Genomic DNA, 26,214 nt, shown 5'->3' on the forward strand with positions numbered 1-26,214 from the left:
ACACCTATGCTTTTTTCCCGTAAGGCGGTTTCCAAGCGTCACCTGCTGCTGATTGCAGCCGGTTTCAGCACCGTGTTGACCGGTTGCGCCACGTCGCCGGCCTCCAAGGTCGCGTCGAGCACCAAGGTCGAGTACTACCCCAACTGCTACGAGCCGGTGCAGCACCTGCGTGCAACCGATTCGAACATGACCAAATCGGTCGTGACGGGTGCCGCCCTGGGCGCAGCTGGCGGTGCATTGCTGGGGGCGTTGACCGGCGACTCCGAAAAGCGCGGCCGTAATGCCGCCATCGGTGCAGCGGGCGGTGCCCTGGCGGGTGGCGCAGCAGGTTATTACACCGAGCGTCAGAAGCAGATCACCGATGACAACCAGCGCATCGCGTCGTACTCCACCGACTTCAACAAGAGCGCCTCTGACATCGACCGCAGCACCGCGTATGCCAAGGCATCCCAGCAGTGCTACCAGAGCGCGTTCACCAAGCTGGTGGCCGACCGCAAGGCCAAGGCCGTCAACGACACCGAAGGCCGCAAGCGCCTGGCGGAAATCGTGGCTGGCTTGAAAGAGTCCAATGACCTGATCGTTGCGGTGAACGGCAAGGCCAGCGAAGACTTGAACAACTACACCCAGGCCTACGAGCAAGACCTGAAACAAGTGGGTGTGCAGCGTGCTGACGTGGTGACCGTGGCCCAGGCCGACACGACGTCGCAGGTGGTGCCGGCGAAGAAGGGCAAGACGCCTGCCAAAGTCGCCAAAAAACCGGTGCTGCCAACCGTGCCGAAAGAAGCGGTGACCACCGAGAAGAGCATTCAGACCGTGCAAACCAAGCAGGCTGAAAGCAAGCAGGTTGCCAGCGCCGGTAAGGCGCAGATCGAAGGCACCTGCCGCGATCCGAACCTGGCCGACTGGGCGCCAGTGCCGTGCCCTAACGTATAAGCAACATGTTGCTATAAGCGTTAAACGCCTGCCGATCTCCTGCTAAAGCGCGAGATCGGTGGCGTTCTGCCGGTAAATCGTTACACTGCTGCGGCCACTTAATAAATACACTGAGGCTGTGTGCATGAAATTTCGTCTTCTGCTGTGGGTGCTGGGCCTGATGATGGGCAAAGCCAGCCGCACCAATCCTGCCTTTCAGCAACAGCTGGGTGACAAAGACCTGGCGTTCCAGTTGCAGACCCTCGACGGCAAAGTTGCCCGTCACTTCATCGTCAAAGACCAGCGCATCACCAGCCGCTCAGGTGTTCACCCGTCGCCCGCGTTTGCCATTGCCTTTAAAGACGCCGCCTACGGCTTCGCCACGATGCAGGCGAAAAACAAGCAACTGGCGTTCATGACGGGGATTCAGGACAAGTCGATCCAGATCAAGGGCAACCCGGCGTTGGTGATCTGGTTCCAGGGACTCACCAAGTATCTGAAACCGCGTAAAAAGACGGTGCGTTAATGGTTGTAATGTATTTGGGGCTTTAATAGCCCCAAAACAGGTTACTCAGGCCGGGTATTAATGATCTCATCCCGACCCCGCATGGCTCCATGGATGAACACATCCCGGCGGAACTCACCCCACTCTTTGGTGATCGTGCTGCCCTCTGTGAAAGCTTCAAGTTTGATATTGGCAGACGCCTCATTCGCGACGTGAATATCAGTCTTTCCCGAGTAAACCGTAACTTCTACGTGGCCAGCGCGAGCGCGTATCGTGTCATGGGTTCCCGACGAGTAAATTTGAGTGAGCCTGGGTGCATAGGCAGGTATATCGGTGGAAAAAAAGTTTTCTCCAGTGTCACCATAAAGCCTGCTATTGCCGGCGCCCCCAAACAGTTTATCGTCGCCGGCTCCGCCGCGTGCAGTTCCCCCGCCCGTGCTGAGTTGCACTTGGTCATTGCCGTCTCCGGCATCTACCGCTGTAAATCCACCGCCAGCTTGTATGAAGTCGTTACCGTCTCCTGATTTGACGCGAACGGTGACGCTGACGTTGTCATCGATTTTTATAAAGTCGTTGTATTGGCCCGTGGTGATGTTGACTTTACTTCCAGCAGAGTTTGGAAGCTGCAACGGGTGCGGTTTGCCGTTTATATACGCAATAAGGTTGTCATTAGCGTCTTTTCTGATTCTGATATCGGCGCGTTGATGAGTGACGCTAATATTGACGATAGGGCCGTTTGAATCACGATCGTGAACGATTTTTACGGTACTTTCCTGCTTGGGTGCTGGTTGATTATATAGTGCAGAAAAAGAGATGGGTGCGGGTGAGGAAATGACGGTCATAAGAGAGTTCCAGTGTAAGTCGGGTCTATAAATTCCCGGTAAATTATTTTGTGGTCAAGTGCCTGGCAGGGTAATTATTTTGTCTGTTGGAGCGTGTTATCGGTTCCTGATTTTTCATTTCTGAATGTATGAGTTGGCTGGTCATTACCTTGCTATCGTTATAGGTGAAAGCTTACGTCTCTATTTTTCTCGCATAAAGAACGCGGGGGTTTAACGATATCGCTACCTAAGCGGTGAACAGGAAATTTACATTCATAAAGGGCATTGCGGGCAAGTCAGTCCAGAACAATTCGACCCTGAGCGCTGAAGTAAGATGATTACCTGCATGCACTATGTGGACAGGTCAGCTTTGAGGGTTCCATGTTATATGTTGCTGGTTGCGTCTTAGATGTTAGCGCGTTACAAATTTTCCATACCAAGTGTTCGTCGCAATCGGTTTCGCAACCTTGGAAGTGAAGAATTAGTAACCGGCACTTATGATGCGATTCAGGATCGGTCGATCCCTATTGAGGGCAACCCGGCACTGGTGATCTGGTTCCAGGGGTTGAACAACTAGTTGAAGCCTAAGAAAAAGAAGTAGGTCTTTCAGGCAGACCGAGTTGTATTCATCGCAGGCAAGCCAGCTCCCACATTCGACCGAGTTCCAACGCTGGAACGCGATCAAGTGTGGGAGCTGGCTTGCCTGCGAAAGCGATGTAGCAGGCGACAGACTTATCCCTGGCTGAACTGGGACGCGAGTTCGCGTAGCAGAACTTCGGCATCCAGCACTTTACCGACCACTTCTTCAGCCTTTTCCCGGCTCAGGCCCAGGCGTTCCAGTAAGGCATCCGGGATGGCTTCATCCGGCCCGGAACCAATCCCACGGCTGCGCAGCAAGCGCACCGCCAGGCACACCAGGTTCGGGTATTCGGCATATTGCCCATCATAGGTCGGGTCGTGCTGGAAGCGCAGGGCGGTGGACAGTTCGTCCGGCATGTCCCAGTAGCGCATCAGCCAGGCGCCGATCTGCTCGCGGCTGATGCCCAGCAGATGTTGTTCGACATAGCTGTGACACAGGTGCGGGTTGACCTCCAGGTGACGGCAGATCAGCGAGAAGTGTGGCGGGAACACATGGGCCAGCAGCAGGTAACCGAAGTTGTGCAGCAGGCCGGCCAGGTAAGTCAGGCCGGCTTCCGGGCGCTGGGCGCGGGGCATGGCGCGGGTCAGGCCTTCGATCACCGCAGCGGTGTAGATCGACTGGTGCCAGTATGGCGTGGACTGGTGCGGATGGTCCTTTGGCAGGCTCAGGGTTTTGCCCAGGGCCAGGCCCAGCGCCAGGTTGATCACCAGATCAAAGCCCAACACACGGACGATGGCGTCTTCCACTGAACGAATCTTGCCCGGCGAGGCGTAGTACGGCGACGCTGCCCAGCTCACCACTTGGGCGGCGAGGGCTGGGTCGGTTTCGACAACGCTGGTGATGTCATCGATGGTGGCGTTGGGGTCGACGCGCAGTTTGATGATTTTTTGCGCGGTGTCGGCCAGTGGTGGAATCTCGATGGTCGCTTCCAGACGCTGCTGGATTCGGCGTGCAGTGAACGCTTGCATCGCCTGGGTGATTTCCTCGCGGTCATCATTGGGGCGGTCGAGGTTGGGGCGGATGTTGCTCAGCGGTTCGCCGAAGTGCCCGGCACTGGCCTTGGTGAGCATGCTCTTGAAATCGCTGCTGGCGATTTCCAGCAGCAGCCCGGCTTCACCCGAATGCACCAACAGGCTTGGCTCGCTGAGCAGGCTGCCTTCATACAGGCATGGCGAGCTGGTCAGCGCCGGCAAACCCGGCAACAGGCTCAAGTCGTGCTTGGCCAGCATGCGCTCGATGCGGTCCGGCGACACGGCCGTGAGGCGGCGGCCGGTGAGTTCAGCCAGGCGGTTGAGGTCGAGCAGCTGGCTCTGCGGGAACAGCACCATGAGTGCGCCCACGGCATCTTCCAGCAGCACCGCCTGGACCTTTTGTGCGGGATTCAGGCCGGCGTGTTCGGTCACTTCCGTGTAAGGGATGGCGAGCTTTGCGAGCAGAGCCCGAATGACCGGTGGGGCGGTCAGTGGGGCTGTGGCGAGGGCGACTTCTGACATGGCCTGATCCAATTTCGTACAGTCACCGAAGTATAACCAGCTTGATACACCTGTTGGTTGGATAAGTGAGTCAGGCGTCACACTTGGCCGTATTGCTGCCCATGCCTGAGCCAGCGATCCAGCAAGGGGCTGACATGCTCGGGCCAACGCTCCAGCAGCGCTTGCGCCGCATCACGCACGGCAGGCAGCAGGTCGGCATCGCGCATCAGGTCGGCGACCTTGAATTGCAACAGGCCGGTCTGGCGGGTGCCGAGCATTTCACCGGGGCCGCGCAGTTCGAGGTCTTTTTCGGCGATGACAAAACCGTCGTTGGTTTCGCGCATGATGCCCAGGCGCTGACGGCCGATCTGTGACAGCGGTGGGTGGTACAGCAGCACGCAGTGGCTGGCGGCGCTGCCCCGGCCGACACGGCCGCGCAACTGGTGGAGTTGGGCCAGGCCCAGGCGTTCGGGGTTTTCGATGATCATCAGGCTGGCGTTGGGCACGTCCACGCCGACTTCAATCACCGTGGTGGCCACCAGCAGTTGCAGGTTGCCAGCTTTGAACTCGGCCATCACAGCGGCTTTTTCCGCAGGCTTCATGCGCCCGTGGATCAGCCCGACCTTCAGCTCGCCCAGGGCGCTGGTAAGGTCTTCAAACGTGGTCTCGGCGGCCTGGCAGGTCAGTTCTTCGGACTCTTCGATCAGTGTGCACACCCAGTACGCCTGACGGCCTTCGGCGCAGGCGCCGCGCACGCGCTCGATCACTTCGACGCGGCGCGTGTCGGTGACCAGCACGGTGTTGACCGGGGTGCGGCCTGGCGGCAGCTCATCGAGGATCGAGGTGTCGAGGTCGGCGTAGGCGCTCATCGCCAGGGTGCGCGGGATCGGCGTGGCGGTCATGATCAACTGGTGCGGGTTCATGCGCCCGCCCACGCCTTTCTGGCGTAACGCGAGACGCTGCTGCACGCCGAAGCGGTGCTGTTCGTCGATGATCACCAGTGCCAGGTTCTTGAACTGCACTTCGTCCTGGAACAACGCGTGGGTGCCCACCACCATCGGTGCGCCACCGGCGATTTGCTCCAGGGCGGCGGCGCGGGTCTTGCCCTTGAGCTTGCCGGCCAGCCACGCCACTTCCAGGCCCAAGGGTTCGAGCCAGCGCTTGAAGGTGATGAAGTGCTGTTCGGCGAGGATTTCAGTGGGCGCCATCAACGCCACCTGGTAACCGGCTTCCAATGCCTGCAAGGCGGCGAGGGCGGCGACCACGGTCTTGCCCGCGCCCACATCGCCCTGGATCAGCCGCAGCATCGGCTCATGCTGGCTGAGGTCGTAGGCGATTTCATTGCCTACACGTTGCTGCGCGCCGGTGGGTGCAAAGCCAAGGTTCGCCAGGTATTGCGCAGGCAGCCGCGTAGCCTTGGGCATCGCCGGCGCGCGCAGAGAGCGCATGCTTTCGCGCAGGCGCTGCTGGGACAGTTGGTGCGTCAGCAGCTCTTCGAAGGCCAGGCGATGCTGAGCCCAGTGATGGCCCAGTGCGAGCTCATCCACATCGGCGTCGGCTGGCGGGTGGTGCAGGTAGCGGATCGCATCGTCCAGCGGTGCCAGTTGATAGTCGCGAGCCAGCTCCAGAGGCAGCCAATCGGGCAGGCTTTTGGGGCCGAGCATCGCCAGTGTCTGCATGCACAGCTGGCGCAGGCGTTGCTGGGTCAGGCCTTCAGTGAGCGGGTAGATCGGTGTGAGCGTGGTGTCGACCGGTGGAGGTTCGTCACCGGTGATGGCGCGGTATTCCGGGTGATAGATCTCCAGGCCCGATGCGCCGGGGCGCGCTTCGCCATAGCAACGCACGCGGGTGCCACGCTTGAGGCCGTCCTTTTGCGCGTTGCTGAAATGGTAGAAGCGCAGGCTCAGGCCACCGGTGCCGTCCTGCAGGCGCACGACTAAACTGCGGCGCTTGCCCATGACCACGTCGGCGCCGCTGACCGTGCCTTCGACCACCGCATCCTGCCCAGGGCGCAAGTGGCCGATGGGCACCACGCGTGTGCGGTCCTGATAACGCAGGGGCAGGTGGAACAGCACGTCCTGGAGGTTTTCCAGGCCGACCTTGGCCAGCTTCTCGGCCATGGCTTCACCGACACCTTTAAGTGCCGTCACCGACACCTGCGACAGCTCAGTCATACGTTTGCTTAGCTCGCAGCAGGCGGCTTGGCCACCGAGCACAGGCGGATCGAGTCGGCCAGGATCTCAATGGCTTTCGGGCGTGGGAAGCTCGCGCGCCAGGCAATCGCCACCGTACGGAACGGCACCGGCGGCGTGAGAGGGCGCACTTCGATCACGCCGGGAGCGTAGTGATGGCTGTCCACCGCCGACAGCGGCAGAATCGAAATGCCCAGGCCGGACGCGACCATGTGCCGGATGGTTTCCAGGGAGCTGGATTCCACGGTGGTGTGCTTGGCGCCGTCGTTGCCCTTGGTCAGGGTCGGGCAGGCTTCCAGTACCTGGTCGCGGAAGCAGTGGCCTTCGCCCAGCAGCAACAGGCTCTTGTCGTTGAGCAGGCCGGCGTCGATGGTGTCTTTCTGCGTCCACGGGTGGGAGGCCGGCATCAGCACGTAGAACGGCTCGTCGTAGAGCGGCAGGGTCAGCACGTCTGCTTCGTTGAACGGCAGGGCGATGATGATCGCGTCCAGCTCACCGTTGCGCAGTTTGTCACGCAGTACGTGGGTGAAGTTTTCTTCGATATACAACGGCATCTGCGGCGCAACGCGGTGCAGTTGTGGAATCAGATGCGGGAACAGGTACGGGCCGACGGTGTAGATCGCGCCGACTTTGAGTGGCGCGGTCAGCTGGTTCTTGCCGGCCTGGGCCAGCTCGCGAATGCTTTGGGCCTGTTCCAGCACCTTTTGGGCCTGGGCGACGATGCCTTCGCCCACTGGCGTAAGGCGCACGGCGCTCTTGCTGCGCTCGAAAATCAGCACACCGAGTTCGTCTTCAAGCTTTTTCACACCCACCGACAGCGTCGGCTGGCTGACATGGCAACGCTCGGCCGCGTGGCCGAAGTGCTGCTCTTGGGCGAGGGTCACGATGTAGCGTAATTCTGTAAGAGTCATAGCGGGCGTCCATGAGGTTGCGGGCCAAGCATACCGGCTGCAATCGATAGACGCACGTTATCAGACACTGTGGTGTTTACGACACCCGGTAATCAGGTGTCTTAAGTAAGCGCTTAATTCTGTGGGTACTTGAAAGTGAACGTTTCGGTGAAGGGAGACCACCATTCCGGTACGCCGGTTTCTTTGTCGACGTGATGGAAGAAACCTTTGATCTGCGGGCTCTCGTAACGCAGTACCACGGTGTAGGTGCCGGGGCCGTCCATCTTCACGTTGTTGGCGTAGTGGGCGCCGTCTTTGGCGACCATCGGCAGCAGGGTGCCGATTTCCTTGTAGTCCGGCGCGCCTTGCTTGACCAGCGAGTAACTGATGGTCAGGTACGGCACCCATTCACCGTTGGCCAGGCCGTATTTGTTGTCGGCGGTGGCGTGGACGTCGGTTTCCAGGTGCACCGAGTCCTTGCTCATGACCATGCCCGGCGGCATCGGCGCCATTTCGATGCCGACCAGATAGGAGGATGCGATTTCCATGTCGTTGGCCTGTACCGGGCCGCCAATCGGATATTCGCGTGCCTGTGCCAGGGTCGACATGGCCGCGGCGCCGGCCAATAGCAGCGCGGCAGCCAGGGGTTTGCTCAGGTGTTTCATTGGGTAGCTCCTTGGGAGGTGGAACGTGAGTGAATCAATCGGCTGCCCATCACCAAGAGCAGTAGCGTGGCGACCCAGGCAACCAGCTGCACACCCAGCGGTCGATCGGTGTAGCCCACCAGCGCTTGCAGCGCCCTGCCGGTGAGGCTGGCGTCGGATACCAGCCAGGAGGTGTCCCAGAGCTGATAGCCCCAGGCAGGAATCAGGTCGATGCCGGCCAGGATCGCTGCCGCGCGCCCGGCCATTCCGGCGGCGAGCAGGGCAATCATCCAGGAGGTGATCGAGAACAGGCGTTTCAGGCTGATGGCGACCAGGCCGCGATACAGCAGCCACGACAGCGCCGCGCCGGCAATGATGCCGAGCACGCCGCCGACCAGCATTTTCAGCGGGTCGGTCTGGGTCGAGGCGGCAATGCCGTAAAGGAACAGCACTATTTCCGAGCCTTCGCGCAACACTGCCACGGTGATCACCACGGCTAATGCCCAGAGCGATTTCTCCCCACGCAGCACCGCATTGCCGGCGCTGCGCAGTTGCGTCGCCAGTTCGCGCCCATGGGTGGCCATCCACAGGTTGTGCCAACCGAGCATGAGGACCGCCACGATCAAAATCGCTGCGTTGAAGATTTCCTGACCAAACCCTTGCAGCGCTTGGGTGATTGCACCCGTGAACAGCGCAAGCAGGCCGGCACCGAGTACGCCGGCTGCGACTCCGCCGCCAATAAACAGGCCGCGTCGTGCCAGGCCCTGAGTGGCGGCCATGATGATCCCGACCACAATCCCGGCTTCCAGCACTTCACGAAACACGATCAATAGACACGCGAGCATGGGCTACTCCTTCGGCGCGACGGCGGTGACCGTGCCTTTGGCCTGGTCCGGGTGGTAGTCATCGAAAAAGGTGTAAGTGCCAGGGTGCAGCGGGCCGGCGAAAACCGTGATGGTGTTGCCGGGGACGATGATTTTCTCGAACTTCATGTCATAGCTTTCGAACTCATCCACGCTCTCGTCATGGCTGGTGAGTTGAATACGAAAGCGTTCGCCCGCCGGCACTTCGAAACTTGACGGGGTGAAGGTGTGGTTTTGAATGTTTAGCGTGACCAGGCGATCCGCATGGGCGGCGAGCGGAAACGCGAGCAGGGCGAGGGTCAATCGGGCGAGGTTGGGCACACCGGATATCCACTAATGAGAACTATTCGCGGATGATTGGCATTGTAATTAAATGTTACAAGTGAAGATTGCGCCGATGCGAAGCCTGTTCAATCCAGGTTCAGGTTGGAGGGTGTGAGAGAGGAGGGAGCAGCAACCGTGGGCACCCGACAGGTGCCCACGCAGAGGGTTAACGACGACGTTTTTCGATGTTGTAAACAAACGGCGCGACGATTTCGACGCTGCCGCCTTTCAACATATCGGCCGGTGGCTTGGGCAGTGGCTGGGCACGACGGATCATGTCCAGGGTCGCACGGTCCAGATCGGCGTTGCCGGAGCGGCCCACCAACTCGTAGGACAGCACGTTGCCTTCGGCATCGACCACAAAGCGCAGGCGGTTCAAGCCTTCCTTGCCACGCTGTTGGGCGCCTGGCGGGTACTTCTTGTACTTCTGCAAGTGCGCCAGCAGAGTGCCTTCCCAGGACGCTTTGGCTGCGATCTGTTGTGGCGACGGGCCCGGAACCGGCTGGGCGGACTTTTCAGCCGGCGCATTGTTCTGTGGCGATTCGCTCGGCGGCTCTTCGGAAGGTTTTTCCTTGGGCGGCTCGGGCTTCTTCTCCACCGGCTTGGGCGGCTGAGGTTTCGGTTTTGGCTTGACCGGCTTGGGCACCTGGATCGTTGGTTTAGGTGCCTCGGCCAGTTTTGGCAGGGGCAACTCTTCCACGGGGGCAGGCGGCTGCGGCGGCGTGACAACCTTGGGCGGCGCCGGCGGCGGCGGTGCAGGCATCGGCGCCAGGTCGATGACCATGGCCGCCGGAGGCAACGTTACCGGATGCGGCGCGGACCATTGGAGCGCGATGATGATCGCGACGGCATGCACGCCCAGCACGACGGCGAGGCTGGTGCCATAACGCGTCAGTTTGTGGCGCGTCGTGATCATTTCTTGGCTGCCGTCTCAAGTCCGACCAGGCCTACCTTGAGGTAGCCGGCTGCGCGCAGCGCATCCATCACGCTCATCAGGTCGCCGTAGTCCACGCCTTTGTCGGCCTGGAAGAAGATCGTCGTGTCTTTCTTGCCCTGGGTCTTGGCGTCGAGCACCGGGCCCAGGGTTTCAGCTTTGACTTCTTCTTCGCCCAGGAACAGGCGTTGGTCTGCCTTGACGCTGAGGAAAATCGGCTTCTCCGGCCGCGGCGCAGGCTTGGCGCTGGACGCGGGCAGGTCGACCTTGATATCCACGGTCGCCAGCGGCGCGGCCACCATGAAGATGATCAGCAGCACGAGCATTACGTCGATAAACGGCGTGACGTTGATCTCGTGGTTCTCGACGAGTTCATCGTCGCCTTGATTCAAATGCAGGCCCATGGCCGATTACCCCACTTTCACCATGTGCGGTTGCGAGCTGCGCTCGGTAGGCAGGTGATCGAGGTCGCGGCTGACCAGCAGCAGGACTTCTGCCGACGCGTCCGATACCTGGGCCTTGTAGCCGGCAATCGAACGGGCGAAGACGTTGTAGATCACCACCGCAGGAATCGCGGCAACCAGGCCCAGGGCGGTTGCCAGCAGGGCTTCGGCAATGCCGGGGGCGACGACGGCGAGGTTGGTGGTCTGGGTTTTGGCGATGCCGATAAAGCTGTTCATGATCCCCCACACGGTGCCGAACAGGCCGACAAACGGTGCGGTGGAACCGATGGTGGCGAGTACGCCGGTGCCGCTGCTCATGTTACGGCCACAGGCTGCAACCAGGCGTTCGAGGCGGAAGCTGACGCGCTCCTTGATGCCTTCTTTTTCGCGGGTATTGACCGACAGGCGCATTTCTTCCAGTGCGTCGTGTACCAGCAGGTTGGCCAGGGTGCCCTTCTTGGTTGCGCTGTCGCTGGCTTCCTTGAGGGTGGTGGCTTTTTTCAGGTGGACGATTTCAGTGCGCAGGCGGCGCTTGGCGCCCAGCAGCTCGAAGCCCTTGGCGATCCAGATGGTCCAGGTGATGATCGAGGCGATGGCCAGGCCGATCATCACGGCTTTTACCACCACGTCAGCGTTCTGGTACATGCCCCACGGCGACAGGTCATGGGCCATGCCCAGGCTGTTGTCTTCTTCCAGCACTACACCGGTTTCGTCGGCAGGTGCAGCGTCGCCTGCAGCCTGGGCCGGGTCGGTGGCAACCGGCGCAGCCACAGGAGCGGCAGGTGTTGCGCCCGTGTGCTCGGCAGCAGCCGGTGCGGTTGGGGCGGTGGCATCAGCGAAGGCGGCGGTCGGTGCCAGCAGTACGCTGAACAGCAGCGCAGCGATCGCACGCCAGGCGCGGGATGGGCTGTGAAGCTTGGTTGGCGAAGCGGGTTTTGTATTACGTGTCATGCTGGCCGGACCTGAGAGAAAAAATGGAGTGATCGTCCTGCCAGACCCTTGGGGGTCGAGGACAAATGGGCGGTTATTATTGCAAGTAATTCTTGTTAACAGAAGTAATACAGTTACTTTATTTGTCCTTTTTCTGGCCGCTCGTCATCTGCGAAGGCTAATCTAGACCTTTAAGAACGGAGTTTTATGATGTCTGCGCCTTCTGTTGTGATTGCCGGTTGCGGCGATGTGGGTAGTCGGCTGGCTAGCCAATTGCTGGCCTCGGAATGGGAGGTCCACGGCCTGCGCCGTGATATTTCAAAGCTCCCCGATGGCGTGATCGGTATTGCCGGCGACTTGTTCAAAAAGGATTGCCCTGAGACCTGGCCGATCGGCGCAGTGGATTACCTGGTGTATTGCGCAGCCGCCACCGACCACGATGAAGCCGGGTATCGCGCGGCATACGTGCAAGGGTTGCAGCATGTGTTGGAGTGGCTGAACGACTACGGCCAAGCGCCCAAACACTTGCTGTTTGTGTCCAGCAGCAGCGTGTACGGCCAGCAGAATGGTGAGTGGGTCGACGAAACCTCCGAGACCCAAGCGAAAGGCTATTCCGGCCAGGTCATGTTGGAAGCCGAGCAAGTGGCTCTCAACAGCGGCATCCCGGCGAGCATCGTGCGTTTGACCGGTATTTACGGTCCTGGCCGTGAATGGCTGCTGACCCAGGTGCGCCAAGGCTATCGCGTGGCAATCGATCCACCTTTGTATGGCAACCGGATTCACGCCGATGACGCGGCGGGTTTGCTGGCCTTTTTGCTACGCCATAGTGAGCAGGGCGGCTCGCTGGAAAAAGTCTACATCGGTGTCGACGACGCCCCAGCGCCATTGGCGGAGGTGGTGGGCTGGTTGCGCGATTACCTGGGTGTGACGGAGTGGGCGGATGACGCCAGTGTAAGACGTGCAGGCAGCAAGCAATGCAGCAACGCCCGGGCCAAGGCGTTGGGTTGGGTACCTACCTATCCGACTTATCGTGAAGGCTATGCTGCGATTCTCAAGGGCTGAAACAAAAAAATGTGGGAGCTGGCTTGCCTGCGATAGCGAAGTATCAGTCGACATCTATCTCGACTGAACCACCGTCATCCCAGGCAAGCCAGCTCCCACATTTGGTTCTATTTCTTCTCAAGCAGCCATTGGCGCGGGCCGGGCGTGAACTGCGGCACTTCGTCGGCCAGGGCGGTGTTGATCGCCTGGAAGATTTCCAGTTGCTTGCCTTTGCGCGCGAAGATCCACGGGTTGCCCTGGCCGTTCAATTGCAGCCAGATACTGTCGTAGCCGCCGCTCATGGAGGCGCAGTCGCCCGCCAGGCACAGCGAGTAGCGATCGACGCCTGGCAGGCCGGCGACCTTGCCGTCGGCCTGGAACTGCACCGTGGAGCCGCTGCCGTTGCCGTCGGTAATCTTCCAGTCGCCGCCCATGTAGGCTGCATACAGCGCCCGCTCGAAGTTGGCACCCAGTGGCGCACCTTCCGGAGCGGGATCCTTGGCACGGGCGAACAGTTGCTCGGGCTCGTTATCGTTGGCCACTTGCAGCAGTTGTTTGCCTTTGCGCTTGAGTTCGGTGGCGGAGCTGCCGTAGAACTCGACGCTCCAGGCACCGGATTTATCGCCGAGCAACTTGCCTTCGGCGACTTCAAAACCGTTGTAGTAGCGCGCCTGCAAAGCCTTGGTGTTGACCTCCCATTCGAGGTTCGGGCCAAAACTCTGCAGCGCTTCACGCAAAGGGCCGCCCTTGGCTGCCGCGTTGATGGCGGCCTGGTTGATCCAGGTGCCACTCACATCCAGGTCGGCGGGGTTGCTGGCGCAGCCGCCGAGCAACAGGGCGAGCAACGAAGTGGCTACAAGCGCTTTGCGCATCATGAAATCCTTCTGAAACAAAGTCGGCGCAGCCTGTTAAGGCTGCGCCGGGTGTTTTATTCGATGACCAGGATCGCGTCCATCTCAACCTGTGCGCCCTTTGGCAGGGCGGCAACGCCGATGGCGGCGCGGGCTGGGTAGGGCTGTTCGAAGTACTTGCCCATGATCTCGTTGACCTTGGCGAAGTGGCTCAGGTCGGTGAGGAAGATGTTCAGCTTGACGATGTCCTTGAACGAACCACCGGCGGCTTCGGCTACGGATTTCAGGTTTTCGAAGACTTGTACGGTTTGTGCTTCGAAGCCTTCAACCAGTTCCATGGTCTTTGGGTCCAGCGGAATCTGGCCGGACATGTAGACGGTGTTACCCGCCTTGATCGCCTGGGAGTAAGTGCCGATGGCGGCCGGGGCTTTGTCGCTGGTGATAACAGTCTTGGTCATGAGTTGCTCCTTGTAAGAGAGGGGCTATGCACGCATGCGGGTGATGCGGATCACTCCGGTCAGGGCGCGCAGTTTCTTGATCACGCGGGCCAGGTGCACGCGGTCGTGCACGCTGACCACCAGCTGGACCACGCTGATACGGCCATCGCGTTCATCCATGCTGATTTTTTCGATATTGCCGTCGGCCGCGTTGACGCTGCTGGCCAGCAAAGCGATCAGGCCACGCTGATGTTCCAGCTCTACACGCAGCTCGACGTTGAATTCGCCGGTGACATCCTTGGCCCAGGAAAGCTGGATGCATTTCTCCGGGTTGTGGCGGATTTCGGTGATATTGCGGCAGTTGTCCAGGTGCACCACCATGCCTTTGCCCGCTGACAGGTGGCCGACAATCGGGTCGCCCGGGATCGGCGTACAGCATTTGGCGTAGCTGAGTACCAGGCCTTCGGTGCCGCGAATCGCCAGCGGGCCTTCCGGGCTTGGCAGCTGTTCGCCTTCGCCGAGCAAGCGTCGTGCGACTACATAGGCCATGCGGTTGCCCAGGCCGATATCTTCCAGCAGGTCCTCGATGGTTTCCTGGCGGTACTCATGGAGCATCGCTTGCACGCGCTCGGCCGGGATCTTGTCCAGGGCGCTGTCGAAACCGTTGAGGACCTTGTTCAGCAGGCGTTCGCCGAGGCTGATGGATTCGGAGCGGCGTTGCAACTTCAGGGCGTGGCGGATGTGTGTCCGCGCTTTACCGGTAACCACGAAGTTGAGCCAGGCCGGGTTCGGGCGCGCGCCGGGTGCACTGACAATCTCGACCGTGGAGCCGCTTTGCAGCGGTTCGGACAGCGGCGCGAGGCGACGGTTGATCCGGCAGGCAATGCAGCTGTTGCCGACGTCGGTGTGCACCGCGTAGGCAAAGTCGACCGCCGTGGAGCCTTTGGGCAGCTCCATGATTCGGCCTTTGGGTGTGAATACGTAGACCTCGTCCGGGAACAGGTCGATCTTCACGCTTTCGATGAATTCCAGGGAGTTGCCGGCACGTTGCTGCATTTCCAGCACGCCTTTGACCCACTGGCGAGCACGGGCGTGAGTGCCTTTTGGCTGTTCGTCACCGCTGGACTTGTACAGCCAGTGGGCGGCGATGCCATTGTTGGCCATCTCTTCCATTTCCCGCGTACGGATCTGGATCTCGATCGGCACCCCGTGCATACCGAACAGCGTGGTATGCAACGACTGATAGCCGTTGGCCTTGGGAATGGCGATGTAGTCCTTGAAGCGCCCCGGCAGGGGTTTGTACAGATTATGCACAGCGCCCAGCACGCGGTAGCAGGTGTCTACCTTGTCGACGATGATCCGGAATGCGTAAACGTCCATGATCTCGTTAAAGGCCCGGCGCTTGCCGCGCATCTTCTTGTAGATGCCGTAGATGTGCTTCTGCCGGCCGCTGACTTCGCCTTCAATCTCGTCGATCGCCAGGCAGTGGCTCAGCGACTCTTCGATCTTGTTGACGATTTCCTTGCGGTTGCCCCGTGCGCGCTTGACCGCCTGATAGATGCGCGCCGAGCGCATCGGGTGCATGGCCTTGAAGCCAAGGTCTTCGAATTCGATACGAATGGCATGCATGCCCAGCCGATTGGCGATGGGCGCGTAGATTTCCAGGGTTTCCTTGGCGATGCGCCGGCGTTTTTCGCCGGACAGTACTTCCAGCGTGCGCATGTTGTGCAGTCGGTCGGCCAGCTTGACCAGAATCACACGGATATCCCGTGCCATGGCCATGGCCATTTTCTGGAAGTTTTCTGCCTGGGCTTCGGCCTTGGTCTCGAAGTTCATCTGGGTCAGTTTGCTGACCCCGTCGACCAGTTCGGCCACGGTTTCACCAAATTGCGCGCTGAGCGCTTCCTTGGCGATGCCGGTGTCTTCGATCACGTCATGCAGCATCGCGGCCATCAGGCTCTGATGGTCCATGTGCATGTCGGCAAGAATATTTGCCACCGCAAGAGGATGCGTGACATACGCCTCACCGCTTCGGCGGCGTTGGCCGTCGTGGGCTTGTTCGGCGTAGAAATACGCTCGGCGGACCAGGTTGACCTGGTCTGGGCCGAGGTAGGCCGATAAGCGATCGGCGAGGGCGTCTATGCTCGGCAAAGTATGAACTCCTGCCGTTGGCTGTGACCCCGCGCCGTGCTACGTCGACCAGGCATAGGCTTAGACGGCCTCGTTGGACTCGTCCTCGAACGCTGCAAACAGCGGTTCGTCTTCAACGATTTCAGCGTTGGCGATGAACTCGTAGCTCATCAGGCCTTCAGCGATTTCACGCAGGGCTACAACGGTAGGCTTGTCGTTTTCCCACTGGACCAGGGGCTCTTTGCCGCCGGTGGCCAGTTGACGGGCACGCTTGGTAGAGAGCATGACCAGCTCAAAGCGGTTATCCACGTGTTCTAGGCAGTCTTCAACGGTTACGCGGGCCATGGTATTCCTCGGAGCGAATGCAAGATGCGCGCTGCCCGGTTGGGCGAGCGGACTAAACAGTTTAAAAAATCACCAGCGTTTAGGGAAGCGCTGATTTTCCACGCGCCCTCGCAAAACCGCTACAAGTGCCAATGTAAAGCCCTTGCAGCGGTTTTGGGAAGAGCCAATCAACCGAGCAGTTCAGCCAGTAATTTGCCAAAACGCTGCTGCTGACGCTTTTGCTGGAGCTGATTGGTGCGAAAAATCGCCTTCAAATCATCCAGGGCGTGGGCAAAATCGTCGTTGATGATCAGGTAGTCGTAGTCGACGTAGTGGCTCATTTCGCTGACAGCTTCGCGCATGCGGCCTTCGATGATCTCGTCGCTGTCCTGGCCACGGTTGGTCAGACGCTGGTGCAACGCCTCCAAAGACGGCGGCAGGATGAAGATCGAACGCGCTTTGGGCATCAACTGGCGCACTTGTTCGGCACCCTGCCAGTCGATTTCCAGGATCAGGTCGTGGCCTTCGTCCAGCGTCTGCTGCAGGTGGCTTTGCGAGGTGCCATAGAGGTTGCCGAACACTTCGGCGCGTTCCAGGAAGTCGCCGTGTTCGATCATCTTGACGAACTCGGTACGCTCGACGAAGTGATAGTGCACGCCGTTCACTTCACCTGGGCGCATGGCGCGGGTGGTGTGCGAGACCGAGATGCGGATGTGCTCGTCGGCGTCGGTCAAGGCTTTGACCAGGCTGCTCTTGCCCGCGCCCGAAGGGGCGGAAATGATGTAAAGGGTGCCGGTGCTGTGGGTCATGGAAGTTGCCTTACTCAATATTCTGTACTTGTTCGCGCATCTGCTCGATCAACACTTTGAGGTTGACCGCAGCCGTGGTGCTGCGCGGATCAAACGCCTTGGAGCCCAGTGTATTGGCTTCGCGGTTGAGTTCCTGCATCAGGAAGTCCAGGCGCCGACCGGCGGCACCCGCTGATTTGAGCACGCGGCGCACTTCAAGGATGTGGGTGCTCAGGCGGTCGAGCTCTTCGGCCACGTCGCTTTTTTGCGCCAGCAGCACCATTTCCTGCTCCAGGCGCACGGGGTCGAGGTCGGCCTTCATGTCGGTGAAGCGGTCCAGGACCTTTTGGCGCTGGGTAGCGAGCATCTGCGGCACCAGCTCGCGCAGGGTGACCACGTCTTCTTCGATCGAGGTCAGGCGCTCATTGATCAGGCGGGCCAGTTCGGCGCCTTCGCGCTCGCGGCCGGCCTTGAGCTCTTTCAATCCCTGGGTGAACAGCGCGAGGGCTTCGGCATTGAGGGCTTGCGGGTCGGTGGCGTCGGCCACCAGAACGCCGGGCCAGGCCAGCACTTCCAGCGGGTTCAGCGCAGCAGGTTGTTTGATCAGGCCGGCGATGGTTTCGGCGGCGGCTACCAGCTGCGCGGCGCGGTCACGGTCGATCTGCAGCGGCTTGCCGGTGGTTTCTTCGGTAAAACGCAGGGTGCATTCCAGCTTGCCCCGCGAGATACCCTGGCGCAACGCTTCACGCACGGCGCCTTCGAGGTCGCGGAACGACTCCGGCAGGCGCAGGTGCGGCTCCAGGTAGCGGCTGTTGACCGAGCGCAGTTCCCAGCTCAGGGTGCCCTGAGCGCCGGCTTTTTCGACGCGGGCGAAGGCGGTCATGCTGTGCACCATGGAAGTACCTCGCGATGCAGACCCGCAAATGCGGGCCGATGAGTAAATTTTGAAGCCGACAGGCTGCGAAGGCGCAGGATTGTAGCGCAGTGGGGCGAGTGCGCCCAAACAATGGGCATTAGTCTGAACATTCGTAACCGAATTTTTTAGAAGTGCCCCGGAACGGTTCGCGGCTCTATAATGCTCGGCAGTTTTTCGTCCTTCGTACAGGTATCCCCTATGAAACGTCCAAGTGGTCGCGCTGCCGATCAGCTCCGCTCGATCCGCATCACCCGCAACTACACCAAACACGCCGAGGGATCTGTACTGGTCGAGTTTGGCGATACCAAGGTGATTTGCACCGTCAGCGTCGAAAATGGCGTGCCGCGTTTCCTCAAGGGTCAGGGCCAGGGTTGGTTGACTGCCGAATACGGCATGCTGCCGCGCGCCACCGGCGAGCGTAACCAGCGTGAAGCCAGCCGTGGCAAGCAAGGCGGCCGCACCCTCGAAATCCAGCGCCTTATCGGCCGCTCGCTGCGCGCCGCCCTGGACATGTCCAAGCTGGGCGACGTGACCCTGTACGTCGACTGCGACGTAATCCAGGCGGACGGCGGCACTCGCACCGCCTCCATCACTGGCGCCATGGTGGCCCTGGTTGATGCGCTTAAAGTGATCAAGAAGCGCGGCGGCCTCAAAGGCGGCGACCCGCTCAAGCAGATGATCGCTGCCGTGTCGGTTGGTATGTATCAGGGCGAGCCTGTGCTGGACCTGGACTACCTGGAAGACTCGGCTGCCGAGACCGACCTGAACGTGGTGATGACCAGCACCGGTGGTTTCATCGAAGTGCAGGGCACCGCTGAAGGCGCGCCATTCCAGCCGGCCGACCTGAACGCCATGCTCGCCCTGGCCCAGAAAGGCATGACCGAAATCTTCGAACTGCAGAACGCCGCCCTGGCCGACTGAGCCTGCCTCAAGGAGAAGCGCCATGAATGACAGCCAGATGCCCGTACCTACGCCTTCCTACGAAGTGCGCCAGGGAGCCATGTTGTGTCATCTCGCGGCGTTTCTGGGGTTTGTGTTCCCCTTCGGCAGTGTCGTGGGGCCGCTGATCCTGTGGCAGATGAAGAAGGAAGTGGACCCGTTCATTGACGATCAGGGCAAGGAAGCCCTGAACTTCCAGATCACCGTGGCCATCGCCTGGATGGTGTGCATCGTGCTGGCCTTCGCGGTGATCGGGTTTTTCCTGATGGTCGCCCTGGCCATTGCCACGGTGGTGCTGACGATCATCGGCAGCATCAAGGCCAACAAGGGGATTGCCTATCGCTACCCCTTGACCTGGCGAGTGGTCAAATAATGAGCAGGCACAAAAAAACCGACAGCGATGTCGGTTTTTTTGTGCCTGGAAAAAGACCTTAGATGGTCAGTGTCCAGTCGTAGTCCACGATCAGCGGCGCATGCTGCGAGAAGCGCGGCTGGCGCGGCAGGCGTGCGCTGCGAACGAACCGGCGCAGACCCGGGGTCAGCAACTGGTAGTCGAAACGCCAGCCCAGGTTAAGCATCTCGGCCTGTTCGTTATCCGGCCACCAGCTGTACTGGTCGCCTTCACGGCTGACTTCGCGCAGGGCATCCACATAGCCCATGTTGCCGACAATCTCGTCCATCCAGGCCCGTTCCGGCGCCAGGAAACCCGGGGATTGCTGGCTGTCGCGCCAGTTCTTGATATCCAGCTTCTGTTGCGCCACGTACAGCGAGCCACAGTAAATGTACTCGCGACGTTTGCGTCGCTGTTTATCCAGATAACGGGCGAAATCGTCCATTAGCTTGAACTTCTGGTTCAAGTCTTCATCGCCGTTCTGCCCCGAAGGGAGCAGCAAGGTCGCGATGCTGACCTTGTCGAAATCGGCTTGCAGGTAGCGCCCGTAGCGGTCGGCTGTCTCGAAGCCGAGGCCGCTGATGACCGCCTTGGGTTGCAACCGTGAGTACAGAGCCACGCCACCTTGGGCAGGGACTTCGGCATCACAGGCATAAAGGAAGTAGCCATCCAGTTGGAAGGCTGGGTCGTCCAGTTCAAAGGCGGAGGCGCGGGTGTCCTGCAGGCAGATGACGTCGGCATTCTGTGCTTGCAGCCAACTGAGCAAACCACGCTCGACTGCAGCCTGAATACCATTGACGTTCACACTGATGATCCGCATAAATGGCCCCAAAAATCGCGTGCGTGTATGATACACGCCGTCTACCTAATTAGCTAAATCCGTGGTATCTGAGGCTTTTTTCATGCAGGCGTATCAACGCGATTTCATTCGTTTTGCCATCGATCGCGGCGTTTTACGCTTCGGTGAGTTCACGTTGAAGTCCGGGCGCACCAGCCCTTACTTCTTCAATGCAGGCTTGTTCAACTCGGGTTCGGCCCTGGCTCAGCTGGGTCGTTTCTATGCGGCAGCCATCGTCGACAGCGGTATTTCCTTCGACGTGCTGTTTGGCCCAGCCTACAAGGGCATCCCTTTGGCGGCCGCTACGGCGGTGGCTTTGGCTGAACATCATGAGCTGGATTTGCCATGGTGCTTCAACCGCAAAGAGGCCAAGGCCCATGGCGAAGGTGGCAGCCTGGTCGGTGCCGCGCTCAAGGGTAATGTGCTGATCATTGATGACGTGATCACCGCCGGTACCGCCATCCGTGAAGTGATGCAGATCATCGCTTCCCAGGAAGGCGCCAAGGCCGCCGGCGTGCTGATCGCGCTGAACCGCCAGGAGCGCGGCAACGGTGAGTTATCGGCAATCCAGGAAGTGGAGCGTGATTTCGGCATTCCGGTGGTGAGCATCGTGTCGCTGAACCAGGTGCTGCAATACCTGGAAGATGATGCGCAGCTCAAGCAGCATTTGCCGGCGGTGCGTGCGTATCGCGAGCAGTTCGGCGTCTGACACCGAACCTATGTGGGAGCGGGCTTGCTCGCGAATACGGTGGGTCAGACACAGATCCGGTGACTGACCCACCGTATTCGCGAGCAAGCCCGCTCCCACATTTGGACCAAGTACCCAAAAAAGGCCCCGCTCAATTGGATTGAGCGGGGCCTTTTGTTTTCAGCGTTTAAGGACGCTTGCGATTGCTGATCAGCGTGCCCACACCGGTATCGGTGAAGATTTCCAGCAGGATCGCATTCGGCACGCGGCCATCCAGGATCAGCGAGCTGCCCACGCCGCCTTGCACGGCTTCCAGCGCGCAACGGATTTTGGGCAGCATTCCGCCGTAGATGGTGCCATCGGCGATCAGCTCGTCTACTTGTTGAGTGGTCAAACCGGTCAACACCTTGCCTTCCTTGTCCATCAGGCCGGCGATGTTGGTCAGCAGCATCAGCTTCTCAGCCTTCAGCGCTTCAGCTACTTTGCCGGCCACCAGATCGGCGTTGATGTTGTAGGACTCACCATTGGCGCCCACGCCGATTGGCGCGATCACCGGGATGAAATCGCCCTTGACCAACAGGTTCAGCAAGTCGGTGTTGATGCCGATCACTTCGCCTACCTGGCCGATGTCGATGATTTCTGGAGTGGTCATCTCCGGTGTCATTCGCGTCACGGTCAGTTTCTTGGCCCTGATCAGTTCGGCATCTTTGCCGGTCAGGCCAATCGCGCTGCCGCCATGGCTATTGATCAAGTTGACAATGCTTTTGTTGACTTGACCGCCCAAAACCATTTCGACCACGTCCATGGTTTGTGCATCGGTCACGCGCATGCCATCAATGAAGTGACTCTCGATAGAAAGACGCTTGAGCAGGTCGCCGATTTGCGGCCCGCCACCATGCACCACCACCGGGTTGATGCCCACTGCTTTCATTAGCACGACATTGCGCGCGAAGCCATTTTTCAGCTCTTCGTTCTCCATGGCATTGCCGCCGTACTTGATCACCAGCGTCTTGCCGACGTAGCGTCGAATGTAAGGCAACGCTTCGGACAGGACCTTGGCAGTATTGGCAGCGGCTTCGCGTTCGAGGGTCATTCAGGGCTCCGGTAAAAAATCAGAACGGTAATTGGAGATCAGGGGCAACACGTTTCAACTGGGCGTGGAACACGTCCTTGATGCGCTGCAACTCAGCCTCGGTATCCGCCTCGAAGCGCAGGACCAGCACCGGCGTGGTGTTGGACGCGCGAACCAGGCCCCAGCCTTTGGCGTAATCGACTCGCACACCATCAATGGTGGTCAGGTTGGCGCCTTCGCCCCATTGCGCATCGTGCAGTGCGTCAATGATGCTGAATTTGCTCTCCTCGGTCACATGTATATTGATCTCTGGCGTAGAAATATCGTTCGGGAAGGTCTGAAACAGCTCCTGCGCCGTGGATTTTTCCTTGCTGAGGATCTCCAGCAGACGGGCGGCGCTGTAAATGCCGTCGTCAAAACCGAACCAGCGCTCTTTGAAGAACACGTGGCCGCTCATTTCACCGGCCAACAGTGCGCCGGTTTCCTTCATTTTCTTTTTGATCAACGAATGACCGGTCTTCCACATTAGCGGGCGACCGCCATATTCCTTGATCAACGGCGTGAGGCGGCGGGTGCACTTCACGTCGAAGATGATTTCGGCGTTGGCGTTGCGCGCCACCACATCACGGGCAAACAGCATCAGCAGGCGGTCGGCGAACACGTTTTCGCCGGTGTTGGTCACCACGCCAACACGGTCGCCGTCACCGTCAAAAGCCAGGCCCACGTCGGCGCCGGTTTCCTTGACCTTGGCGATCAAGTCCACCAGGTTTTCAGGCTTGCCTGGGTCCGGGTGATGGTTGGGGAAGTTGCCGTCGACGTCACAGAACAGCGGGATCACTTCGCAGTTAAGGGCTTCGAGCAGTTGCGGGGCGATCACGCCGGCCGCGCCGTTGCCGCAGTCCACCACCACTTTCAGGCGGCGCGCGAGTTTGACGTCGCCGGTGATCTGGTCAGAGTAGCGTTGCAGGATGTCGACTTTGGTGACACTGCCTTTGCCGCTGGTCAGGTCGTTGGTCTTGAGGCGATCGTGCAGGGCCTGGATCTGTTCGTTGGCCAGGGTGTCACCGGCGATCACGATCTTGAAGCCATTGTAGTCCGACGGGTTATGGCTGCCGGTGAGCATCACCCCGGACTTGCCGGCCAGTACGTTGGCCGCGTAGTACAGCGCCGGTGTCGGCACCAGGCCGACGTCGCTGACGTGGCAACCGCTGTCGGCGAGGCCTTGAATCAGTTGTTCCACCAGCTCCGGGCCGGACAAGCGGCCATCGCGGCCTACCGAGACATCAGGCTCGCCCTGGGCCAGGCTCTGGGCACCGATGGCGCGGCCGATCCAGTAGGCGGTTTCGGCGGTCAGGGTCTTGGGCACGACGCCACGAATGTCGTAGGCGCGGAAGATGCTGTCGGGGAATGTCGGGGCTACTCGGGCTGCGGTACTCATCGCGGGGGTGAACTCCATCTGAAGGGGGCAAAGCTGGCCTTAAAGTGGCTGACCGGCAGGCTCAAACTGAAGGGTATGACGGTGTTTTCGGCAGAGAGTTCGTGGTGCAAAAATGCCATCGGCGTGTCGATGCACTTTCTTGAAGTGCGTAATGCATTGATTTCATTGCGGAAATCTCGCTGAATAAATCCGCACATTCTTCATCCTGAATAGCCATGCGGTGGCGTCTTGCCGGACAAATGCGTCCGGCAAGGTTCAGCTTAGTCAGTGGCTGCCGGAATGCCCAAAACCACCTGCGCCGCGCTGAGTTTCGTCGAACTCCTGCACCAGTTCGAAGTGTGCCTGTACCACGGGTACCAGCACCAACTGGGCGATGCGCTCGCCGACAGCGATGTTGAACGCGGTGTTGCCACGGTTCCAGCACGACACCATCAATTCGCCCTGATAGTCCGAATCGATCAGGCCTACGAGGTTGCCCAGCACGATGCCATGTTTGTGGCCCAGGCCGGAGCGCGGCAGGATCAATGCCGCCAGGCCTGGGTCGCCGACGTAGATCGACAGGCCGGTAGGAATCAGGATTGTCTGGCCCGGCTCCAGCACGGTGTCTTGCTTGAGCATGGCGCGCAGGTCCAGGCCGGCGGAGCCCGGAGTGGCATAAGCCGGCAGGGGAAATTCGTTGCCGATGCGGGGGTCGAGGATCTTGGCTTGCAAAGCGTGCATGTAAATTAAACCTGGTTCAGCCGTTGGGCGATAAATGAGATCAGTTGACGGGCAATCTTGCCCTTGCTGGTCTGGGCGAAAAGGGTGGCGTGCAGCTCGCGGTCGATCACGCTGCAGGCGTTTTCCTCGCTGTTGAAGCCGATGCTCGGGTTGGCGACATCATTGGCAACGATCAGGTCGAGGTTTTTGTCTTTCAACTTGCGTGCGGCGTAGTCCAGCAGGTGCTCGGTTTCGGCGGCGAAACCAACGCTGAACGGGCGGTCCGGGCGCGTGGCGATGGTGGCCAGGATGTCCGGGTTGCGCACCATTTGCAGGAGCAGGCCGTCGCCGCTTGTAGGGTCCTTCTTAAGCTTTTGCGGGGCGACAACCTCCGGGCGGTAGTCTGCAACCGCTGCCGAGGCGATAAACAGATCGCAGGGAATGGCCGCTTCACAGGCCGCCAGCATGTCCCGGGCGCTGACTACGTCGATTCGCGTGACGCGATCGGGTGTTGGCAAGTGCACTGGGCCGGTAATCAAGGTGACGCGTGCGCCTGCCTCGACCGCAGCTTCCGCCAAGGCAAAGCCCATTTTTCCTGAGCTATGGTTGGTGATGTAACGCACCGGGTCGATGTTTTCCTGGGTGGGGCCGGCGGTAATCAGCACATGTTTGCCCGTGAGAGCCAGGTGCTGAAAGCACTCGGCGGCGCACAGCGCGAGGTCGGTGGCCTCAAGCATGCGGCCCATGCCCACGTCGCCGCAGGCCTGGCTGCCGGACGCCGGGCCAAACACTTTAAGGCCACGGCTTTGCAGGAGTTGGGTGTTGGCCTGGGTGGCCGGGTCGCGCCACATGGCCTGGTTCATGGCCGGTGCGATGGCGACGGTGGCGTCGGTGGCCAATACCAGAGTGGTCAGCAGGTCATCGGCAATGCCTTGGGCCAGGCGGGCGATCAGGTCGGCGGTGGCCGGGGCGATCAACACCAGGTCGGCCCATTTGGCCAGTTCGATGTGGCCCATGGCGGCTTCGGCCGCCGGGTCCAGCAGGTCCAGGTGAACCGGGTGGCCAGACAGGGCCTGCATGGTCAGCGGGGTGATGAACTCACTGCCACCACGGGTCATGACCACGCGCACTTCGGCGCCCTGGTCCAGGAGCCTGCGAACCAGTTCTGCGCTCTTGTAGGCGGCAATGCCGCCGCCGACGCCGAGAACGATGCGTTTCCGATACAGACGCTGCATTGGTTTGCCTTTCCAGTTCAGTGATGCCAGTTCAGTGACGCCTGCGATGCCCCCTCCCCAGGGGAAATCACATGCAAAAAAGAGGGCTTAAGATAACACAGCGACCGCCAGGCAACAGCGGCGCGCGTGCAGAGGGAGGCGGGATGAGTATTCGCGATTGGCCTGTGGCGGAACGTCCACGGGAGAAGCTTTTGGAATGGGGCGCGGCGAGTCTGTCGGATGCCGAGTTGTTGGCGATCTTCCTGCGTACCGGGGTTTCCGGCAGAAGCGCAGTCGACCTGGCGCGCCATCTACTGGCGCAATTTGGTGGCCTGCGCCCGCTGCTGGAGGCCAGCCAGACGCTGTTCAGCCAGCACTTGGGGCTGGGGCCGGCGAAGTTTGCCCAGTTGCAGGCGGTGCTGGAAATGTCTCGGCGGCATATGGCCGAACGCTTGCGTGACGACTCGGTACTGGAAAGCCCGCTGGCGGTACGTGAGTACCTCAAGGCGTTGCTGCGCCACGAGCCCCACGAGATATTCGGCTGCCTGTTTCTTGACTCAAAGCACCGGGTGCTGGGCTTTGAGGCGCTGTTTGAGGGCACCATCGACACGGCTATCGTTTATCCGCGACAAGTGGTCAAGCGCGCGCTTGCTTACAACGCGGCGGCGCTGATCCTGTGCCATAACCATCCGTCCGGGAGCGTCGAGCCGAGTGCGGCTGATCGGAAATTAACCAAAATATTGCAGAAGGCTTTGGAATCGGTGGATGTGCGGGTGCTCGACCACATCATCGTGGGAGATGGCGACCCGCTGTCGATGGCGGAATACGGCTGGTTGTAGGATAGGAGCAGCTGCAAGGTTGAAGCTGCAAGCCTCAAG

27 protein-coding genes and 2 pseudogenes are annotated in these 26,214 nt (G+C 60.2%); 8 read left to right on the forward strand and 21 right to left on the reverse strand.

All coding sequences use genetic code 11. The features are described from left to right. Positions 1 to 6 precede the first annotated feature (6 nt). Complete coding sequence (tagQ, locus tag QF043_RS29485; protein ID WP_307421164.1) at positions 7 to 933, forward strand: type VI secretion system-associated lipoprotein TagQ; 927 nt, start codon at positions 7 to 9, stop codon at positions 931 to 933. A gap of 124 nt (positions 934 to 1,057) precedes the next feature. Further along, entirely contained in the window at positions 1,058 to 1,438 is a 381-nt protein-coding gene (locus QF043_RS29490; RefSeq protein WP_056860847.1) for a hypothetical protein, read from the forward strand. A 41-nt stretch (positions 1,439 to 1,479) separates the two neighbouring features. Here QF043_RS29490 and QF043_RS29495 read toward each other — a convergent pair whose 3' ends face one another. After that, positions 1,480 to 2,259 (reverse strand): hypothetical protein, encoded by a 780-nt coding sequence (locus QF043_RS29495; RefSeq protein WP_307421165.1) that lies wholly within the window; start codon positions 2,257 to 2,259, stop codon positions 1,480 to 1,482. A gap of 428 nt (positions 2,260 to 2,687) precedes the next feature. Here QF043_RS29495 and QF043_RS29500 point away from each other — a divergent pair. After that, positions 2,688 to 2,815 (forward strand): annotated as a pseudogene (locus tag QF043_RS29500) (helicase); the annotation flags it as partial. Positions 2,816 to 2,970: 155 nt separating this feature from the next. Here QF043_RS29500 and QF043_RS29505 read toward each other — a convergent pair. The 9 genes from QF043_RS29505 to exbB all read right to left on the reverse strand — a co-directional run bounded on the left by QF043_RS29505 (position 2,971) and on the right by exbB (position 11,591). Next, positions 2,971 to 4,371 carry an aminoacyl-tRNA deacylase and HDOD domain-containing protein gene (locus QF043_RS29505; RefSeq protein WP_069787136.1) on the reverse strand — a complete coding sequence of 467 codons (1,401 nt, stop codon included), beginning with the start codon at positions 4,369 to 4,371 and terminating at the stop codon, positions 2,971 to 2,973. 77 nt (positions 4,372 to 4,448) lie between these two features. Continuing rightward, positions 4,449 to 6,524 carry an ATP-dependent DNA helicase RecG gene (recG, locus tag QF043_RS29510; RefSeq protein WP_307421166.1) on the reverse strand — a complete coding sequence of 692 codons (2,076 nt, stop codon included), beginning with the start codon at positions 6,522 to 6,524 and terminating at the stop codon, positions 4,449 to 4,451. An 8-nt stretch (positions 6,525 to 6,532) separates the two neighbouring features. Then, positions 6,533 to 7,453, reverse strand: coding sequence for a hydrogen peroxide-inducible genes activator (locus tag QF043_RS29515; protein ID WP_015886540.1), 921 nt, complete (start codon positions 7,451 to 7,453; stop codon positions 6,533 to 6,535). 113 nt (positions 7,454 to 7,566) lie between these two features. Beyond that, positions 7,567 to 8,097 (reverse strand): iron transporter, encoded by a 531-nt coding sequence (locus QF043_RS29520; protein WP_122527164.1) that lies wholly within the window; start codon positions 8,095 to 8,097, stop codon positions 7,567 to 7,569. Next, a complete protein-coding gene (locus QF043_RS29525) occupies positions 8,094 to 8,921 on the reverse strand; it encodes an FTR1 family protein (RefSeq protein ID WP_307421167.1) in 828 nt (275 codons plus the stop codon). The genes QF043_RS29520 and QF043_RS29525 overlap by 4 nt, the downstream gene beginning before the upstream one ends. A gap of 3 nt (positions 8,922 to 8,924) precedes the next feature. Then, positions 8,925 to 9,260 carry a cupredoxin domain-containing protein gene (locus QF043_RS29530; protein ID WP_170875876.1) on the reverse strand — a complete coding sequence of 112 codons (336 nt, stop codon included), beginning with the start codon at positions 9,258 to 9,260 and terminating at the stop codon, positions 8,925 to 8,927. Between the two features lie 169 nt (positions 9,261 to 9,429). Beyond that, entirely contained in the window at positions 9,430 to 10,179 is a 750-nt protein-coding gene (locus tag QF043_RS29535; RefSeq protein WP_138813301.1) for an energy transducer TonB, read from the reverse strand. Further along, positions 10,176 to 10,601, reverse strand: coding sequence for a TonB system transport protein ExbD (gene exbD / locus QF043_RS29540; protein ID WP_003195519.1), 426 nt, complete (start codon positions 10,599 to 10,601; stop codon positions 10,176 to 10,178). The genes QF043_RS29535 and exbD overlap by 4 nt, the downstream gene beginning before the upstream one ends. Positions 10,602 to 10,607: 6 nt before the next feature. Beyond that, entirely contained in the window at positions 10,608 to 11,591 is a 984-nt protein-coding gene (gene exbB / locus QF043_RS29545; RefSeq protein WP_307421168.1) for a tonB-system energizer ExbB, read from the reverse strand. A gap of 189 nt (positions 11,592 to 11,780) precedes the next feature. On the opposite strand from exbB, the gene QF043_RS29550 reads away from it, so the two are divergent. Further along, a complete protein-coding gene (locus tag QF043_RS29550; protein ID WP_307421169.1) occupies positions 11,781 to 12,632 on the forward strand; it encodes an SDR family oxidoreductase in 852 nt (283 codons plus the stop codon). 107 nt (positions 12,633 to 12,739) lie between these two features. Here QF043_RS29550 and QF043_RS29555 read toward each other — a convergent pair whose 3' ends face one another. The 6 genes from QF043_RS29555 to QF043_RS29580 all read right to left on the reverse strand — a co-directional run bounded on the left by QF043_RS29555 (position 12,740) and on the right by QF043_RS29580 (position 18,036). Continuing rightward, positions 12,740 to 13,483 carry a hypothetical protein gene (locus tag QF043_RS29555; protein ID WP_065931903.1) on the reverse strand — a complete coding sequence of 248 codons (744 nt, stop codon included), beginning with the start codon at positions 13,481 to 13,483 and terminating at the stop codon, positions 12,740 to 12,742. Between the two features lie 56 nt (positions 13,484 to 13,539). Then, positions 13,540 to 13,920, reverse strand: coding sequence for a RidA family protein (locus QF043_RS29560; RefSeq protein WP_003176922.1), 381 nt, complete (start codon positions 13,918 to 13,920; stop codon positions 13,540 to 13,542). A gap of 24 nt (positions 13,921 to 13,944) precedes the next feature. Continuing rightward, positions 13,945 to 16,050 (reverse strand): bifunctional GTP diphosphokinase/guanosine-3',5'-bis pyrophosphate 3'-pyrophosphohydrolase, encoded by a 2,106-nt coding sequence (gene spoT, locus QF043_RS29565; RefSeq protein WP_056860838.1) that lies wholly within the window; start codon positions 16,048 to 16,050, stop codon positions 13,945 to 13,947. 60 nt (positions 16,051 to 16,110) lie between these two features. Then, entirely contained in the window at positions 16,111 to 16,374 is a 264-nt protein-coding gene (gene rpoZ, locus QF043_RS29570) for a DNA-directed RNA polymerase subunit omega (RefSeq protein WP_003176920.1), read from the reverse strand. A gap of 167 nt (positions 16,375 to 16,541) precedes the next feature. Further along, the gene (gene gmk, locus QF043_RS29575; RefSeq protein ID WP_065931902.1) at positions 16,542 to 17,162 is read right to left on the reverse strand and encodes a guanylate kinase; all 621 of its coding nucleotides are present in this window, start codon (positions 17,160 to 17,162) and stop codon (positions 16,542 to 16,544) included. A gap of 10 nt (positions 17,163 to 17,172) precedes the next feature. Then, positions 17,173 to 18,036, reverse strand: a complete 864-nt coding sequence (locus QF043_RS29580) for a YicC/YloC family endoribonuclease (protein ID WP_307421170.1) — start codon at positions 18,034 to 18,036, stop codon at positions 17,173 to 17,175. Between the two features lie 219 nt (positions 18,037 to 18,255). Between QF043_RS29580 and rph the strand changes: the two genes are divergently transcribed. Then, positions 18,256 to 18,978 (forward strand): ribonuclease PH, encoded by a 723-nt coding sequence (rph, locus tag QF043_RS29585; RefSeq protein ID WP_003213280.1) that lies wholly within the window; start codon positions 18,256 to 18,258, stop codon positions 18,976 to 18,978. A gap of 22 nt (positions 18,979 to 19,000) precedes the next feature. Further along, positions 19,001 to 19,369, forward strand: a complete 369-nt coding sequence (locus QF043_RS29590) for a DUF4870 domain-containing protein (protein WP_056860835.1) — start codon at positions 19,001 to 19,003, stop codon at positions 19,367 to 19,369. Between the two features lie 58 nt (positions 19,370 to 19,427). Here the strand turns inward: QF043_RS29590 and QF043_RS29595 are convergent, their stop codons facing one another. Beyond that, a complete protein-coding gene (locus QF043_RS29595) occupies positions 19,428 to 20,207 on the reverse strand; it encodes an exodeoxyribonuclease III (RefSeq protein ID WP_003176915.1) in 780 nt (259 codons plus the stop codon). A gap of 82 nt (positions 20,208 to 20,289) precedes the next feature. On the opposite strand from QF043_RS29595, the gene pyrE reads away from it, so the two are divergent. Next, a complete protein-coding gene (gene pyrE / locus QF043_RS29600; RefSeq protein WP_307421171.1) occupies positions 20,290 to 20,934 on the forward strand; it encodes an orotate phosphoribosyltransferase in 645 nt (214 codons plus the stop codon). 166 nt (positions 20,935 to 21,100) lie between these two features. On the opposite strand, the gene argB is transcribed toward pyrE, so the two are convergent. From argB to coaBC, 4 genes and pseudogenes are all read right to left on the reverse strand, one after another. Then, positions 21,101 to 22,006, reverse strand: a complete 906-nt coding sequence (gene argB / locus QF043_RS29605; RefSeq protein WP_138813307.1) for an acetylglutamate kinase — start codon at positions 22,004 to 22,006, stop codon at positions 21,101 to 21,103. A gap of 19 nt (positions 22,007 to 22,025) precedes the next feature. Continuing rightward, positions 22,026 to 23,447, reverse strand: a pseudogene (locus tag QF043_RS29610) (phosphomannomutase/phosphoglucomutase); the annotation flags it as partial. A gap of 240 nt (positions 23,448 to 23,687) precedes the next feature. Then, a complete protein-coding gene (gene dut / locus QF043_RS29615; protein WP_056860833.1) occupies positions 23,688 to 24,143 on the reverse strand; it encodes a dUTP diphosphatase in 456 nt (151 codons plus the stop codon). Positions 24,144 to 24,148: 5 nt separating this feature from the next. After that, on the reverse strand, positions 24,149 to 25,357 hold the full coding sequence (coaBC, locus tag QF043_RS29620) for a bifunctional phosphopantothenoylcysteine decarboxylase/phosphopantothenate--cysteine ligase CoaBC (RefSeq protein ID WP_015886530.1): 1,209 nt from the start codon (positions 25,355 to 25,357) through the stop codon (positions 24,149 to 24,151). A gap of 143 nt (positions 25,358 to 25,500) precedes the next feature. Here coaBC and radC point away from each other — a divergent pair, with 143 nt between their 5' ends. Beyond that, positions 25,501 to 26,175 carry a DNA repair protein RadC gene (gene radC, locus QF043_RS29625; RefSeq protein WP_056860832.1) on the forward strand — a complete coding sequence of 225 codons (675 nt, stop codon included), beginning with the start codon at positions 25,501 to 25,503 and terminating at the stop codon, positions 26,173 to 26,175. Positions 26,176 to 26,214 lie beyond the last annotated feature (39 nt).

The sequence above is a fragment of the Pseudomonas sp. W3I7 genome (genome assembly GCF_030816095.1).
Taxonomy (GTDB): domain Bacteria; phylum Pseudomonadota; class Gammaproteobacteria; order Pseudomonadales; family Pseudomonadaceae; genus Aquipseudomonas; species Aquipseudomonas salomonii.

Coding starts and splice junctions, on each gene's coding strand:
- QF043_RS29535 (WP_138813301.1), bottom strand. CDS start 10,179: ATGATCACGACGCGCCACAAACTGACGCGTTATGGCACCAGCCTCGCC.
- dut (WP_056860833.1), bottom strand. CDS start 24,143: ATGCACGCTTTGCAAGCCAAGATCCTCGACCCCCGCATCGGCAACGAA.
- gmk (WP_065931902.1), bottom strand. CDS start 17,162: ATGACCCACAGCACCGGCACCCTTTACATCATTTCCGCCCCTTCGGGC.
- pyrE (WP_307421171.1), top strand. CDS start 20,290: ATGCAGGCGTATCAACGCGATTTCATTCGTTTTGCCATCGATCGCGGC.
- QF043_RS29525 (WP_307421167.1), bottom strand. CDS start 8,921: ATGCTCGCGTGTCTATTGATCGTGTTTCGTGAAGTGCTGGAAGCCGGG.
- QF043_RS29595 (WP_003176915.1), bottom strand. CDS start 20,207: ATGCGGATCATCAGTGTGAACGTCAATGGTATTCAGGCTGCAGTCGAG.
- QF043_RS29560 (WP_003176922.1), bottom strand. CDS start 13,920: ATGACCAAGACTGTTATCACCAGCGACAAAGCCCCGGCCGCCATCGGC.
- QF043_RS29555 (WP_065931903.1), bottom strand. CDS start 13,483: ATGCGCAAAGCGCTTGTAGCCACTTCGTTGCTCGCCCTGTTGCTCGGC.
- QF043_RS29580 (WP_307421170.1), bottom strand. CDS start 18,036: ATGGTGCACAGCATGACCGCCTTCGCCCGCGTCGAAAAAGCCGGCGCT.
- radC (WP_056860832.1), top strand. CDS start 25,501: ATGAGTATTCGCGATTGGCCTGTGGCGGAACGTCCACGGGAGAAGCTT.
- QF043_RS29490 (WP_056860847.1), top strand. CDS start 1,058: ATGAAATTTCGTCTTCTGCTGTGGGTGCTGGGCCTGATGATGGGCAAA.
- argB (WP_138813307.1), bottom strand. CDS start 22,006: ATGACCCTCGAACGCGAAGCCGCTGCCAATACTGCCAAGGTCCTGTCC.
- tagQ (WP_307421164.1), top strand. CDS start 7: ATGCTTTTTTCCCGTAAGGCGGTTTCCAAGCGTCACCTGCTGCTGATT.
- exbD (WP_003195519.1), bottom strand. CDS start 10,601: ATGGGCCTGCATTTGAATCAAGGCGACGATGAACTCGTCGAGAACCAC.
- QF043_RS29515 (WP_015886540.1), bottom strand. CDS start 7,453: ATGACTCTTACAGAATTACGCTACATCGTGACCCTCGCCCAAGAGCAG.
- QF043_RS29520 (WP_122527164.1), bottom strand. CDS start 8,097: ATGAAACACCTGAGCAAACCCCTGGCTGCCGCGCTGCTATTGGCCGGC.
- rpoZ (WP_003176920.1), bottom strand. CDS start 16,374: ATGGCCCGCGTAACCGTTGAAGACTGCCTAGAACACGTGGATAACCGC.
- exbB (WP_307421168.1), bottom strand. CDS start 11,591: ATGACACGTAATACAAAACCCGCTTCGCCAACCAAGCTTCACAGCCCA.
- rph (WP_003213280.1), top strand. CDS start 18,256: ATGAAACGTCCAAGTGGTCGCGCTGCCGATCAGCTCCGCTCGATCCGC.
- QF043_RS29495 (WP_307421165.1), bottom strand. CDS start 2,259: ATGACCGTCATTTCCTCACCCGCACCCATCTCTTTTTCTGCACTATAT.
- coaBC (WP_015886530.1), bottom strand. CDS start 25,357: ATGCAGCGTCTGTATCGGAAACGCATCGTTCTCGGCGTCGGCGGCGGC.
- QF043_RS29590 (WP_056860835.1), top strand. CDS start 19,001: ATGAATGACAGCCAGATGCCCGTACCTACGCCTTCCTACGAAGTGCGC.
- QF043_RS29550 (WP_307421169.1), top strand. CDS start 11,781: ATGTCTGCGCCTTCTGTTGTGATTGCCGGTTGCGGCGATGTGGGTAGT.
- recG (WP_307421166.1), bottom strand. CDS start 6,524: ATGACTGAGCTGTCGCAGGTGTCGGTGACGGCACTTAAAGGTGTCGGT.
- QF043_RS29505 (WP_069787136.1), bottom strand. CDS start 4,371: ATGTCAGAAGTCGCCCTCGCCACAGCCCCACTGACCGCCCCACCGGTC.